General features: G+C 58.3%; 9 protein-coding genes. 3 read left to right on the forward strand and 6 right to left on the reverse strand.

Features of this window, described 5'->3' with window-relative positions; translation table 11 throughout:
• The first annotated feature begins 85 nt into the window (after positions 1-85).
• On the forward strand, positions 86-1621 hold the full coding sequence (locus ASE75_RS04275; RefSeq protein ID WP_055929501.1) for a DEAD/DEAH box helicase family protein: 1536 nt from the start codon (positions 86-88) through the stop codon (positions 1619-1621).
• Positions 1622-1649: 28 nt separating this feature from the next.
• Positions 1650-1844 carry a hypothetical protein gene (locus ASE75_RS15345; protein WP_156340144.1) on the forward strand — a complete coding sequence of 65 codons (195 nt, stop codon included), beginning with the start codon at positions 1650-1652 and terminating at the stop codon, positions 1842-1844.
• 17 nt (positions 1845-1861) lie between these two features.
• On the opposite strand, the gene ASE75_RS04280 is transcribed toward ASE75_RS15345, so the two are convergent.
• From ASE75_RS04280 to ASE75_RS15350, 6 genes are all read right to left on the reverse strand, one after another.
• Positions 1862-3739, reverse strand: a complete 1878-nt coding sequence (locus tag ASE75_RS04280; RefSeq protein ID WP_055929505.1) for a DUF262 domain-containing protein — start codon at positions 3737-3739, stop codon at positions 1862-1864.
• A 30-nt stretch (positions 3740-3769) separates the two neighbouring features.
• Positions 3770-6673, reverse strand: coding sequence for a restriction endonuclease (locus tag ASE75_RS04285; protein WP_055929510.1), 2904 nt, complete (start codon positions 6671-6673; stop codon positions 3770-3772).
• A 14-nt stretch (positions 6674-6687) separates the two neighbouring features.
• On the reverse strand, positions 6688-8613 hold the full coding sequence (locus ASE75_RS04290; protein ID WP_055929513.1) for a site-specific DNA-methyltransferase: 1926 nt from the start codon (positions 8611-8613) through the stop codon (positions 6688-6690).
• Complete coding sequence (locus ASE75_RS04295; RefSeq protein WP_055929516.1) at positions 8610-11462, reverse strand: SNF2-related protein; 2853 nt, start codon at positions 11460-11462, stop codon at positions 8610-8612. Before ASE75_RS04295 ends, ASE75_RS04290 begins: the two co-directional genes overlap by 4 nt.
• A gap of 163 nt (positions 11463-11625) precedes the next feature.
• The gene (locus tag ASE75_RS04300) at positions 11626-12066 is read right to left on the reverse strand and encodes a hypothetical protein (protein WP_055929520.1); all 441 of its coding nucleotides are present in this window, start codon (positions 12064-12066) and stop codon (positions 11626-11628) included.
• 31 nt (positions 12067-12097) lie between these two features.
• Positions 12098-12640 carry a hypothetical protein gene (locus ASE75_RS15350; protein ID WP_156340147.1) on the reverse strand — a complete coding sequence of 181 codons (543 nt, stop codon included), beginning with the start codon at positions 12638-12640 and terminating at the stop codon, positions 12098-12100.
• 120 nt (positions 12641-12760) lie between these two features.
• On the opposite strand from ASE75_RS15350, the gene ASE75_RS04310 reads away from it, so the two are divergent.
• Entirely contained in the window at positions 12761-14131 is a 1371-nt protein-coding gene (locus ASE75_RS04310; RefSeq protein ID WP_055929527.1) for a DNA-methyltransferase, read from the forward strand.
• Positions 14132-14239 lie beyond the last annotated feature (108 nt).

Here is a 14239-nt window from a genome sequence, read left to right on the forward strand (position 1 = left end):
CGAGGTGAACCAGCACCACCCTCTGCCATCATGTCCGAACTTAACCTTCTACTATTAGAGAGTTTCCTGCGGACATTCGCGGGAGATGATTGGAACGGGCGAGGGACGGGTGAATAATGCGGAGGTGGTGGCACTCGCGTATACTGCGAGCATCACCAACAAGAGTTTGACCGTGAAAGTATACTACGACGATTCCCCGACCGGTGTCGGAAAAACCACTCGCGCAATCACCAGCCTTTGCCGCCAACCCTTTAAAGCGCTGTTCATCACCGAGCGCAAGAACGCATTCGACGAGCTTGAAGGCGAGGTGCGGCGCATCTCCGCCCAATTGGGCATACGCCCTCCTCTAATCCGCCGAGTTCACAGCGATCCGGTAAATCGTGGGGGCAGCGTCGTCGAGGAGATCGAATCCCTGCCCGAGCGCTACGCAGGCTGCTCGCACCTGATCGTGATCGCCACCCATGCCGCGCTGCTTCGTTCGAACTTCAGCGACTTCGCCGGTTGGCGCATCGTCATCGACGAGGTGCCCGCCTTCCTCGACTTTGAGGAGAAGCGCACCCATCTGGACGCCAGCTTCTTCGAGCGACACTACGCGCTGGAGCATGTGATCGGACGCTGGCACGCCATCACGCTGACCGAGGCGGGACACGGTATAACGGCGGCAGAAGTCCGCGCCGATCAGTCTCATGCCCATCTTGGCGTCTTCCACGCGCGTGTCATCGAAGCGAGCCGCCCGGGCGCGAAGCGGGTGGTCTTGAGCAACCTCGCTGACTGGCAGGACATGGCCGACCGCAAGGTCCAATGGTGCTGGGCGAGCGTCTTCTCGCTCCGCGAACTCGCTGCGTTTGACCGCGTGGAACTGCTCGGCAATCGCTTCCGCAGCGACATCGGCAGCATCCTTGCCGATTGGCTGGAAGTCGAAGAGGTCGAATGGGAAGCGCTGCCCTCCCTAACAAGCGCTCGCCGGTTCGAGCATCGACCGCTGACGATCCACTACTTCTTCGACCGGCCTGCGTCGAAATCGCTGTTCTCCAGCGATCAGGGGCAGCGAGCGCTGGCCGCTATTGGGAAGCATCTCGCCGCCGTGCTGCCAGAGGAGCACTCGATCTGGACGGCGAACGATACCGCCGACACCGGCGCACCCACGCCGAAGGTTTTGCTGGGTCTGCCCGAGAAAGACTACCTTACCCCGCGTCAGGCTGGAACGAACCGCCACATCGGCGTCAGCCACGCCGCAGCGATCTACTCGGCCAAGCCCTCGGCAAATCTGCGCGGGTTGCTGACCGCGCTCAATCTCGATCCCGCAATCTGGACCCGCAGTGTCGAGTTCGAGACCATCCTTCAGTTCGTGACTCGCACCAGCGTGCGCGATCCGGCGAACGGCACGCCCGTCCACCTGTGGGTGTTCGACCGCGAACAGGCAGATTACCTCAAGGACTACTTCGACACGCTGCCGCATGTGGCGGCGACGATCGGCCATGTGCCGCTTGGCGTCGGACTGTTGCCAGCGGCGCAAGGGGGAAGACCGGTGATTGTGATAACCCCGGAGGAACATGAGCGTCGCAAGGCGGATCGCCGAAGGCTGGATGCCGAGCGGAAGCGTCGAAAGCGTGCTGCCTGACAGCCGAATGCTGTCGCCTAAATAGGTAATGGACGATGATTATGTCGATGATGACGGCACGATCTGGATTTGGAAGGTGCTGGCCCGCCCCGCATATCCTGCGAGCGACCCCCGGCACCTTTCACCGGAGATGCGAGAACGCCTGATTCAGCACCGCCTTGCCCAGATGAAACGAGAGGCGGCGCGCAACATCGCGCTGCTTCGCTCTCGACGCCGGGATTGAGCAAGCCAGCCTGACCATCAGGCGCTCACGAGACCGGGCCAAACCTTGTGAGCAGCGTCTGCAAGCTGCTCGCCGCGATCTCTGATCAGTTTCTCGTCCCACTCATCGTTCTCAGCGATGTTCCGATTTAGGGCGAGCAGGGATTTGGCGATGCGCTCCCTTTTGAAAGGCCAGCCCTCATTCCCATTCTGAGAGTTTGCTGGCGGTGTCAGCAAAGTCAGATTGCCGAGCGTGTTCTTGGCCCGCTCGCGAATCTCCATCTCTTCACGCATTTCTGCCGAAACCGGGTTCCCGCCATCAATCGCACTGAAATAATTCTCGTGCGGAGCAGCCCCCGAGTTTGGCAAAGGCCAATTTTGCGCCCACCGGTCGGGCAGAATATGTTCGACCGACAAATTCTCAATCGGGATGTTCTCGTCCAAGTGGGTGCGCGAATCTTTCTCGATTCTTGTGAGGATGTAACGCAGCTTCTTCGAGCCAAGGCTTCCGTAGGCATTGAGCTTATTCGCAGAATCAAGGAGATCGGCATGAACAGGCATCCGCGAAGTCGGCGCTGTCAGGCTCCCAATATGTGCCTGCAATGCGGCAAGCGGGTCGGCACTTTCGCGCATGGCCTCGATCATATTGGGCGCGACCTTGTTGTAGTTCTTGTTTGATTCCCCGATCAGGTCTCGACGCACCACATAGTCTTCGATCAGCTTCAAAATCCCATTGCGTGCTTCGTCCGGGATCGAATGTGCCGCCGCCCACAAGGCGACGGGATGGAAGGTCGATGTGTCCCACACCTTGGAGAAATTTCCATAGCGGCCAAGTGGGGTGGACTGGTCGCATTCCTCTATCTGCCGATAGGCGTGCGCGTAGTGCAGTAGCCCTTCGATCTCCGCCTCGACCGAAGGAAACTGTTTTTTGGCTGAGAATGCCTTGTAAGCATTCGCTACCTGACCAGCATGAATCTCGTCTCCAGACTCTGCTACCAAGCTATGGGCGATGAGATGATCAACGCGAGGGCGCTTGAGGCGTCCCTGCTTTACTTCAAGCTTCCAGAAGTCGGTTTCCAGCTTCGACCAATGTTTCTCATACAGCGCATCGTCGTCTTCGAACTTGAGGCGCGCGCGGTGGAAGACATCGTTGCGGATTAGATCGAATGCGGTCAGGGGTTCCGCGTTGCCATTCAGTGACGCGAAGATGGTCTGGGCATCGTCGTCTTTGCCCAACTGCACTACGACAATCTGGAAGGCGTAGAGGAAACCGGACAATAGCGCATCGAGAACCTGCGCTGCCTCGACGCCCTCTGATTTCTTCTCGTCGATGTATTTTGCGATGGCCTCTTGCAGATACCAGTATGCGGCCAGTAGCTTAGGCGCGGAGCCCCACACGATTCCGCCGTTCTTGTAAAAATATTGAGAGAAGTGCGCCCGGATTTCGTCAGCCGTCTTGGTCGCTATCTCAAGGAAGTATGGCCTGTCGAAGCTCGAAGACCAGAGCTTGAACTGCTCCTTCTCCGGGTCCGCCATGCCGCCGCTCTTAGCGTTGAAAAGATACTCATCGACAGCGTTGGAAATCTGCTGGCACCCCACCGCACGGGCATTCTCCCGAAGCGCGCAAAGCACGAGATTGAAGGTGGTGATGCGCTGCTGCCCATCGACGAGGAAGCGCTTGTTGACCGTGCCGAACGGCTGATCGTTAGGCTGAGAGTAGATTATAGCGCCGACGAAATGCGGCTTGATGTCCTGCCCATCCAGCTTTTCCTCGGCTCGCTCACGCAGGTCGTCCCACAAGGTCGGGATTTGCTTGTCGTCCCGAATTTCCCACGCATAGTGCCGCTGGTAGACCGGGATCACCCATTGCTGCCTCTCTTGCAGCACATCGTTCAGCTTCCAGTCTTTCGCGTGCAAAGCGTCCTCCCCTTCGAAACGGTCAAAAATTCAAAAATCGACTTCGGCCAGCGCGGTGACCACAGCGTAGTCCTCGCCCAGCGTGTCGAAGTGCTTCTTCCCGCAGTCGGTCTTCTGATTTTCCTGCTGTCGGCGCTTTCCTCTCTCCAACGTGCTCTTGGTCTCACGGACGAAGAACAGCCGCTCATGGCGCTGGGTGACGAAAGCCCAGTCGGGGTTATAGGGACCAACGGGCGTGTCCACGATGAACCACGAGGGGAGCTTGCAGAAGAACTTCACATGCTCGTTCACATCAAGCGCGGCGGCGAAATCGCGTTCGACCTCGCTGTCATACTCGACGAAGTCATAGAGCGTCCGATCCTTGTTTTTCACCTCATATAGGCGGTTGAGATAGCGGGTGATGCCCTTCTCGGCCTCCTGCTCGAAGCGGGCCATCTCATAATGCGCGCCATCGATTTTCTCGTATTTGATCCCGTCGATCATGATATCGTGCAGCGCGCCCTGAATCTCGCGAGCCGCGTGCAGGATGAAGGTCTGCGGGTTCCCGATGAACTCGTCCAACTTCCCGCACTGCTTCAGGATTGCGGCCAGCGTGCTGCGGGTAAGCTCGGTTTCCCGCTGTAGCTGGCCGAGGATGTCGGGCAGCTTCCCCGTGCGGCGTGATGTGCTCACCTTGCGGTCCAGCACGGCGCTTGCCGCCACGCCGGAATGCTCGATCGACATCGCCACCTTCTCGGACGAGATGACCAGCGGACTGATGCGCTCCATGCCTTTGATCCGCTCGACCGCCTTGGTGATGAGGTCATTGGTCGAGAACTCGACCCGATAGCGCGTCTTCTGGCTGATCCGATCCCACAGGGCCTTGAACTCCGGCCCCATGTGAACCTGCTTACGGAAGCTCAGCGTCCGCTTGTCGCGCGTCGGTCGAACATGGCGGGAGATCAGATAGCGGCTCAGTTCGTCCTTCACCGGCTTGGCGATATCGTCATAGCCGGGAAGCTCGAACACGAAGGTGAGGTCGTCAGGCCGGAAAGCGTCGGTATCCACCACGCCCTTGCTGTCGAGATAGCCCTGCTTGCGCAGAACTTCCCAGACGGCGCTGGAGCCATCGACACCGAGAGCGTCTTCCTCGTCACCTACCTTGCGGAACATCTTGGCGAAGGCGTCGCGGGCGACTTCGCCGAACTTCACGCCGCTCTCACCCTCATATTCCGACTGAAGGGTCTTGGCGAAAGACTGGTAGTCCTCGTTCGAGATCACCACCAAGCGGTTGATCGATTGATCCTTCACCCGCTCGCCGTCCGTGTTGACGGGAAGGCGCAGGCCGCGACCGATCTGCTGACGGCGACGCATGGTGCTGCCCACCGCTTGCAGCACGCAGATCTGGAAGACATTCGGGTTGTCCCAGCCTTCCGCGAGCGCCGAGTGGCTGAAGATGAACCGCAGCGGCGTCTTGGGATCGAGCAGCCGCTCCTTGTCGGTCATGATGAGGTGATAGGTATCCTCATCGGCCTTGGTCTTGCCGGTGGTGTCTTTCGCCGTCCCCTTGCCGTCCTTCGAGAAATAGCCGTCATGCACGGCCTCGGCGGGATGGGTCGCGGTATCCTTGTAATGCTTCTCGGCGAGTTCGGTGTAGGCTTCCTCGAACCACTTGCCGACCGGGCCAAGGCTGGTGCCATTGTCGCCGTAAATGCGGTAGTCGGCCACGCGATCGAGGAAGAACAGGGTTAGAACCTTGATCCCGCGCCCCTTCATCTCCCGCTCTTTGCGCAGGTGATGCTCGACCGCGCGTTCGATCATCAGCTTGGTGACATCCTCCGCCGCGCCACCCATCTCCTCGTTGAGCGAGAGCTTGAGGCCATTCTGGAAGTGCAGCGCCTCTGCGCCGGGGGTGGCGTCGATGTCCGAGATCATCAGGTCGGTGTAGCTCTGATGCTCCTTGGACTTCTGGAAGAGGGTATCCCCCTTTTTCACCGTCACCTTGGCGCGCTTCGGACCACCCGCCTGCATCTTGAAAATCTCGATCTGGGCAGAGATCGGTGACTTCGTATGGTCGGCCTTGAGGAACTTGATGTAGGCGTCGGATGATCGGTCATCGGCTGACACGCTGTCCACCTCGATCCGTTTCACCAACTGGCGCTCGAATGCTTCGACCGGGCCAAGCCGGAAAAGCAGGTTGCGCGTGTCCTTGTGGGTGGCTGAGTAGCGGAAGATCGCTGCGGGGTTGAGGCGCTGGATCGCCGCCGCTGCGTTGCCGGTATCCATGCGCTGCGGCTCGTCGATGATGACGATCGGGCTCGTCTGCGAGAGGAAGTCGATGGGGCGTCCACCCATCTTGTCGCTGTCGCGGTAGATGACGTTGCCGCTCGTCTCCCCATCGCCCGCATCGTTGATGAAGGCTTGGATGTTCATCACCAAGAATTGTAAATGCTGCCCGCCCGCGAATTGGCGGACGCGCGACGGGTGCTTGGAATCATAGACGGCGTAGTTGAACGGCATTGCGTCATAGAGCCCACGGAAGTGGTCACCCATGACTTCGAGGCTCTTGAGCACGCCCTCTCGGATCGCGACCGAGGGGACGACGATGATGAATTTGCGGAAGCCGTAGCGCGATGCGAGTTCGAACGCGCTGCGGAGGTAGACATAGGTCTTGCCCGTGCCGGTTTCCATCTCGACCGCGAAATCAAGCGCATCGATGTTCCGTTTGGATGAGACCTCATTTTCGTCCTGCACGGCACGCAGATTTGCGAAGACCTGATCGTCCGAGAGGGTGATGGCATTTCCCAACCCGTGCTCGGTCTGGATCAGGCCATCGGTGATCGCCGCCCCCGTTTCCGTCTCGACGGTGCCGGTCGCCTGACCTTCAAAGAGGTCGGCAATCGCAGACACGGCGGTGTGCTGATAATCCAGCGAGGGATCGAACTTGAGCTTCATCAGCCAAATCCCCCTTATACCGTGCGGAACATGCTGCCGTCCTCGCCGTGGCCGAGGCGGGACTTGAAGGTCTGGACTGCATTGGCCTTGAGTTGGTCGTTCCCTTTAAAGCCAGCGTCGAGGCAGACGACGCGCGCGGCGTTGTTCGCCTCGGCAAGTTCAGCGAGAGCGTCGATGATCTCCTTCGTTAGGTTGCGCTCAAGGCAGATGAGCAAAGCGCCATCTGCGACACTGTAGACTTTACTACCAGCGGCAACGGCCTCATCGATCTTAATCGTGAGTTCGAATCCATCTTTCAAAAGCAGTTCGAACAGTATGTCATCGTCGCTTTCGCTTTTGGCATGCTGAGCTTGAGCTTCGATCTTCGTGAGAAGATCATCCACATGCTCCTGCGATGAAGAGTCCCAAATTGCAAAGCATGAGGCGGACAGTCTGAATGCACGGAAGCCTTTGTCGCAATCGCTTGCGTCGAGCGAACCGCCCACTCGGCGAACTCGATCCCTTCCAATTTGCGAGATTGTCCGAAAGCCCGCTTTGAAGGCGGGTTCATCTTCTGCAACCGGCTCTGGAAGCTGAACCATGATCCATTTGCGCCGGTCAGCATCTTCCTGAACCTGCCGCCAAACGCCATGCGCAGTGCTTGCCGATCCAGCAAAAAAGTCAAGAATGGTATCGCCCTCGCCGGTAACAGCCCGGACCAGATACTTCATCAAACCGCTTGGCTTGGGATGACTCATGACATCCGCACCAAAAATCTCTCGCATCTCGTCGGTAGCATCCTCATTGGTCGGAATGCTGTTGATCCTATGCGAAAGAAGGTTGGCGGACTTTTTCCCCTCGCCAGATCGATTTATATAATTCGGACGAAACGGAACCTTGCTAATCAATATTTCAGCGTCGCTTTCGACGAACTCGTTCAATTTTGCCTGTGAGTATCTCCATTCTCCCTTGAGGCGAAACTCATTTATATTAGTTCCATTCACGACATTGCACTCGTCGAGGAGTTCGGTAACGATATTCCCCTCTGACATGTCTTGAGGAACAATCTTCCCGTCAGGCAAATTGAACCGCACCGATCCCTTAGGGAAACTAAGAATCCGCAATCCGTTGCCAGCATTATTAAATGGATACTTTTTGCCGTCTTCGACCTTTCCGGCAAGAAATGCAGGAGAGTCTGGTCGGCTTTTTGCAAAGCAAACGATATAATCAGTGACGCTTCCCATATTCTTATCGAGAAATGACGGTTTCCTCTTCTTCTCCCAAACCATCACTCCACAATTGTTTTCCTCCCCGAATATGGTGTTGCAGAGCGAGATGAGATTGTGAAGCTCTTCGCCGCCGATGTTGATGAAGCACACCCCGTCGTCAGTGAGAAGGTTTCTTGCTATGTATAATCTCGGATACAGCATATTAAGCCACTTACTGTGGAATCTACCATCCGAGTCAACCGAAGTGGAGAATTTCCATCCCGCCTTGTCTGCCTGATTGGTATAATCAAGATAAGTTTCTAAGGTCTCAGAGAATTTATCCGGATAAATAAATTCGCCGCCCGTGTTATAAGGCGGGTCAATGTAAATCATCTTGATTTTGCCAAAATATGCTTTTTGCAAAAGCTTGAGAACTTCGAGATTGTCTCCCTCAATGAAGACATTTTCGCTCTCGTCGAAGTTCACGCTTTCGCTGCGATCCGGGCGCAGAGCCCCAGTTGCCGGAGCTTGAATGACCTTCATGCACGCGGCCTTACCGGGCCAAGTCAGGCCAAAGCGCTCAGTCCCCTCATCCACCCTATCGCCCATCACCCGGCGAAGCTGGTCAAAGTCGATCTTGTCCTCGTCGAACACTTCGGGGAACAGCCGCTTGAGGTCGGCTCGCTTGCGCGCAGCGACATCATCGGAATTAAGGTTGAAGGGGTCGGGCTTTTCGTTTGGGGAGCCGGTCATATGATCTCGAAGGTTATCGTGAAAAGGTCAGTGGTTTCGGTCTCTTGCTTGAGTTGCTCGGTCACCCGATCAAGCAAGTGCTCCTTTCTCTCCTCGATCTCCTTGGCCTCGCCATCATAGGCCCGCCAAGCCTCATCGCGCTTCTTTTCGCACTGCTGCTTCGCGCGCTGGAGGGAGAGTTTCTCCTGCAACGACCCGGATAGTCGAACTCGCTTCTTCAGGTCCGCCAGTTCGTCGTCATACTTCTTGAGGTCGGCCTTCAGGCCGGTGCGCTTGTCGTCTGCCCAGTCATCCAGCTTGTCCATCTCTGCCTGTAGCCAGTCGGCACGCTGCGCATCGAGCTTGGCGAGGATCGCGGAGAACTGTGCGTCCAGCGCTTCGCTCAGATTGACGGGATTGCCGCTCGGCTTGCCGAGGCTCACTGGCAGTTCGAACAGCCGCATCGCTGCGGCAGGATCGAGCGTCCGTCCGTCATCGGAGGTCGCGGCCAGCACGATGTGATCCTGTGCATCGACCCCGGTGACCGAGAGCAACCGGGCTGACAGAGTGCCGCTCGCGCCGATGAAGGGCTTGAGCGCTGCCGCACTGGCTTCCCACCCCGTATAATCGAACACGAGATGTCTGCGCGGTAGGTTCCGGCTCGCGGCCTCATCCAGCAGATGCTGCGCGAGCGGGTGACCGAGCCTGTAGCGATGACCGTCCAGTCCAGCCTTGCCAAGGAAGAACCCACCGGGCTCCGAAGGACCGATCGGCTTCTTGAGCGTGAAGGTCAGGTGATCATCATCGAAGGTGGCGTCGCGACCAAGCTCATATTTCGTGACCGTCCAGAGCTTGCGCTCGTAGCGGTTCATATACTCCTTGCTGCGATCCAGATTGATCTTGAGGCGGTCGTGAACCTCAGCATCGAAATGTTCGAGCAGGGTGCGCCGCGTGTCCTGCATCGTGGCGTCGATTTCCTGCTCCATCTCGGCGCGCAGAGCCTCGAAGCTCTCCTCGATGTCCTCCGCCGTGCGGCAGTTCTGGTAGATTTCAGCAATGCGCTTCTCGAAATCGACGCCCGACCCGATCGCGCCGAGCACCTCGTCGGATGCGCCGAAGACGCCTTCGAAAAGCTGGAATTTCTCGTTCAGCAGTTCGTAGACGCGCTGGTCGGCGGCATTCTCTCGGTTGAGGAAGTTGACGACGACGACATCGTGCTTCTGCCCATAGCGATGGCAGCGCCCAATCCGCTGCTCGATCCGCTGTGGATTCCATGGCAGATCGTAATTCACCACCATCGAGCAGAATTGCAGGTTGATGCCTTCTGCTGCCGCCTCGGTCGCGATCATAATTTCAGCGGTATCGCGGAAGTGCTCAACCAAGGCTGCACGGATATCCGCTGATCGAGAGCCGGTGATTCGATCAGTGCCCCGATGCTTATCAACCCATGCGTCGTAGATCGCCTTGGACTGGTCATCGGTGTTGGAGCCGTTGAACAACACCAGCTTGCCGTCATAGCCGTTCGCGGAGAGCAGGCGAACGAGGTAATCCTGCGTGCGGCGGCTTTCCGTAAAGATGATTGCCTTGCGCGCCGCGCCGAGATCGTGGGCCTTTCCGAAGCCTGCGCGCAGTGCCTTGAGGAGTGCCTCACCCTTGGCGTTATGCGTGATTGCAGTTGCCTCGTCGGCGAAAGCGCGAAGCTCCTTGATCTCGGAGCCTATGGCCTCGCGCTGGTCGGCGGTGAGAAGCTCGGGTGCAAAGTCGGCATCATCATCGATCGCCTCGTCGCCCCATTCCTCGCGGGTTTCACGGAAGCCATCGATGTCGTCGTCCGCTTCGGCGTCGAAAATCGCCTTGCGCACGAACTGGTCGGTCTTGAGTTGCCGCTCAAGCTTGGACGCCAGATTTCCCAGCATACCGGCGATGGCAAACGTCGAGGACGCGAGCAGCTTGCGCATCACCAGCGTCATCAGCGTTCGTTGGCTCGACGGGAGCGCCTCTAACTCGTCGCGTTGGAGGTATGTCGAGACGTCCTCGTAAAGCTGACGCTCGGCATCGGTGGGCGTGAACTCCTCGGTCAGCGGCACGCGATTGGTATAAGAAACATACTCCGTCACCTGCCGCCGCAGGGTGCGATGGCAAAGCGGGGCAAGGCGCTCTTTCAGCTTGTCGAAGTTGGCGTCGCCCCGCTGGGCGTATTGCGCGCGGAAGCTCTTCGCGTCCCCGAAGGCATACTCGTCGATGATGCTGACAAGGCCATAGAGTTCCATCAGCGAGTTTTGTAGCGGCGTTGCGGTGAGCAGCACCTTCGGCACATTCGCCAGCGCCCCTTTGAGCGCCTTCCCGGTCTTGTTCGAGTTCTTGTAGACGTTCCGCAGCCGGTGGGCTTCGTCGATCACCGCCAAGTCCCAGCGGGTGGTCATGATCTCTTCTTCGTATCGCGCCGCGAATGGGTAGGAGCAGATGATGATCGTATTTTGGCTGAATGGACGCATCCCGTTAGCGGCCAAGCGCTTGTAGCTGCTGGCCTCCAAAATTGAGGTCGGCAGGAAAAACTTTTCGGCCATCTCCTGCGCCCACTGCTTCCGCAGATTGGCGGGTGTGATCACCAGAATGCGCCGTGCGCCCTCGCTCCACCGCTGCGAGAGCAGGAGCCCCGCTTCAATAGTTTTGCCCAGACCTACTTCGTCGGCGAGGATCGCGCCCTTCGATAGGGGCGAGTTGAACGCAAAAAGAGCCGCCGTGATCTGGTGCGGATTGAGGTCAACTTGCGCGTCGAGCAAAGTGCCTGCGAGCTTCTCGGCATCACCCGACGCATGCCGACGACGCAATTCGTGGGCGTAAAGCTTGCTATGGATGTCAGTCGGCAATCCGCCCCCCCCCGTTTGCTCGCGCTTTGTTCCAACACCATTCGATCGATGAGTGACCATCGCTCTTTCCACACCAGCGGACATTTTGGAATGCCAGAGTGGGTTTAGCTGCAACTTCGTGCGGACAAACGGCGCAAAATTGGCACCTGCACCCCAGCAAGCGTCAGCGAGGTGAGAACATCTGATCGACCGCCTCTCGGATCGCACGATCAAGCGTCTCATCGGCACCATCGTCAGGCATGTCGTCGAGCATATGCATCGGCTGCTGTTGCGGCCCGTAATACCCCCATCCCGTATTCTGGCTGAGGCCGCTCTCACGCCACTTGCCGCTCATCCCGGCGCAATGGAGGTGGAGCCCGCGTGCCGACAGGTTGCGAGCCAGACGCCAAAGCGCCGCGATCATCGACCCGCTGTCCTCGGCGGTGATCTGCTCATCGCTCGCCAACCTGACGCGAAAGAAATACCCAGCAAAAACACGGCTCCGCCCTGTCTCTACGATGCCTATGGCAAAGGCTACGAGCCGCTCACGCCCCTGATCAAATACCGCACAATCACCCGATTGCCGGGTCTGATAATGTCTCCAATTCGCCTGTTTTTCCGTCATGTTGGTATTTATCGACGGGCCAAGACGCTGCTCAAAGTAACGAAAGTTGGACCTCGACCGGCTTATTCATGGACTTCGACCGCTTCTTGCGCACGGATGAAACGATCTGCAAACGGGGCGGGATGTCTTGATCAGCATAGGTTTGACCGCGCAGTTCTGCGGATAGCCGATAGGCATCGTTGATATTCCGCGCTCGATCGTTCCGAACAGCGACTTCCTCATCCGTGAGTGTCATCCGCGCGTCTGGATCGGCATATTTCCATTTGAACCGGATGATGGCGATAGCGATGTCGAACTCCTGTTCCGCCTCGTCGATCAGGCCCATGTGAATGTCGAACAGTCTGCCCATGGTTTCGGAGGACCACTTACCACCCCGACGCGATGGCACTTTCCTGATTGGCTGATTCAACCAGTCCGCATACGCCTGTCGCGAAGGCTCGCCCCGGCCTGCATATTCGGGAAGTTCAAGCCGTGCCTCGGCAAGCAGCGGAATGAAAGTCGCCGCCCAAGCCGCCGTCTCAAGGCGACGCTTTCTTAGCCCAATGATTCGTCCACGCTCTCGCTCTTCCTGCATCGGAAGGGTTTGAACTCACCCACTAAATGTGAAGTAAACGCTGACATCTAAATGTGAGAACTCGGTGAGAATCGCCGAAAAAGCGATATCTGGTCAATCGTCCTAACGACGAGGTGACCCATGACCCAGCCCATCCACGATATTCTCACTCAGCTTGGCGCAGTCATCGCCACCCAGCTTGACGCCGCTAATGACCGGGCGGCTCGTGCCGAAGCTGACTATGCCCATCTCTGTGAGGGCCTTCGCATGCTCGTTGGTGTCGGGCCGCAACCCGCGACGACCCCCGCGAACGATGTGCTCGATGCTGCCGCTTCTGCCATCGCCGCCAAGCCCGATCCCGTGGACGACGCTGCGCGGGGCCGCATGACCATCCCTGATCAGCCGTTCCTCGACGCTCTCACCTCGACGTGGCAGGGCGCGCATGCGATCCGCAAGGCCATGTCGGCGGCGGGGCTGAAGGTGGCATACGGCACCGTTTACAAACGGATGGCGAAGCTCACCGCGACCTTCCCCGACATGATTGAAGCGGCGGTCGAACAACCCGCTGGCTGGCGTCTCCGCGTGCCCGCTTACGTCGAGCCCGCTTTGAATGTGGCGAACCCTATGTCCTCCCCCAAAAAGGTGCGCGCGGCCAAGCGCCCGCCGCCTGCAAACGACATGCCGCCTGCCGCAATCACCGGCGTCCGCGAGCGGGTTGCAGCGGAGTTGCCGCCCCAACAGATTTTCATGCCTACGCTCCAGCGCGGCGACTGCTTCGAAGCTATGAAGTCGATGGCGGATGGGAGCGTCGATCTTATTCTCACCGACCCGCCGTATTCCACGACCGGACTCGACATCGATCCCACGATCGATCTCACCGCATTGTGGGCGGAGTATCGCCGGATCATCAAGCCAACCGGCACCATCGTGATGTTCGGGTCGCAGCCGTTCACCTCGCGCCTCGTCTGGGAAGCTCGCGACCTCTTCAAACATGATGTCATCTGGATCAAGAACCGCGCCACTCAGTCGCTTCATGCGCGCAATCGCCCCTTGAAGCAGCACGAGGACATTCTCGTGTTCAGCACTGGCACAACTATTCATGAGAGCCGTTCACCGCGCCGCTATACCTACCACGCGCTCGGTCAGACCTCGGCTGGAATGAAAAAGATCAGCAAGGGCAAGCACTCCACCTACCTGCATGATGTGAAGCACTACCCGGGCCGCGAATACGAGGGCACGACCAACAATCCTCGAACCACGCTGTTCTGCCCCAAGGACGAGCAACACCTCCATCCGTTTCAGAAGCCCCTCGACTTGCTGGAATATCTGATCCGCACCTACTCCAACGAGGGAGACGTTGTGCTCGACACCTTCATGGGCAGCGGAGGCACCTGCGTAGCCGCAATGCGCGCCGGTCGCCGGTCAATCGGCGTTGAGATGACTGACAAGTATTACCGCATTGCGCAGATGCGGGTGGAAGCCGTAGCCCTGCCGCTTGCGAATGCGGCGTAGTGTCCGCCTTCCGTTCCAATCATCTCCCGCGAATGTCCGCAGGAAACTCTCTAATAGTAGAAGGTTAAGTTCGGACATGATGGCAGAGGGTGGTGCTGGTTCACCTCG

The sequence above is a fragment of the Sphingomonas sp. Leaf17 genome, assembly GCF_001421505.1.
Taxonomy (GTDB): Bacteria; Pseudomonadota; Alphaproteobacteria; order Sphingomonadales; family Sphingomonadaceae; genus Sphingomonas.

Bases quoted from the DNA above. Each gene is read 5' to 3' on its own strand.
- ASE75_RS04310 (WP_055929527.1), top strand. From the start codon at position 12,761: ATGACCCAGCCCATCCACGATATTCTCACTCAGCTTGGCGCAGTCATC.
- ASE75_RS04285 (WP_055929510.1), bottom strand. From the start codon at position 6,673: ATGAAGCTCAAGTTCGATCCCTCGCTGGATTATCAGCACACCGCCGTG.
- ASE75_RS04300 (WP_055929520.1), bottom strand. From the start codon at position 12,066: ATGACGGAAAAACAGGCGAATTGGAGACATTATCAGACCCGGCAATCG.
- ASE75_RS15345 (WP_156340144.1), top strand. From the start codon at position 1,650: ATGGACGATGATTATGTCGATGATGACGGCACGATCTGGATTTGGAAG.
- ASE75_RS15350 (WP_156340147.1), bottom strand. From the start codon at position 12,640: ATGCAGGAAGAGCGAGAGCGTGGACGAATCATTGGGCTAAGAAAGCGT.
- ASE75_RS04275 (WP_055929501.1), top strand. From the start codon at position 86: ATGATTGGAACGGGCGAGGGACGGGTGAATAATGCGGAGGTGGTGGCA.
- ASE75_RS04290 (WP_055929513.1), bottom strand. From the start codon at position 8,613: ATGACCGGCTCCCCAAACGAAAAGCCCGACCCCTTCAACCTTAATTCC.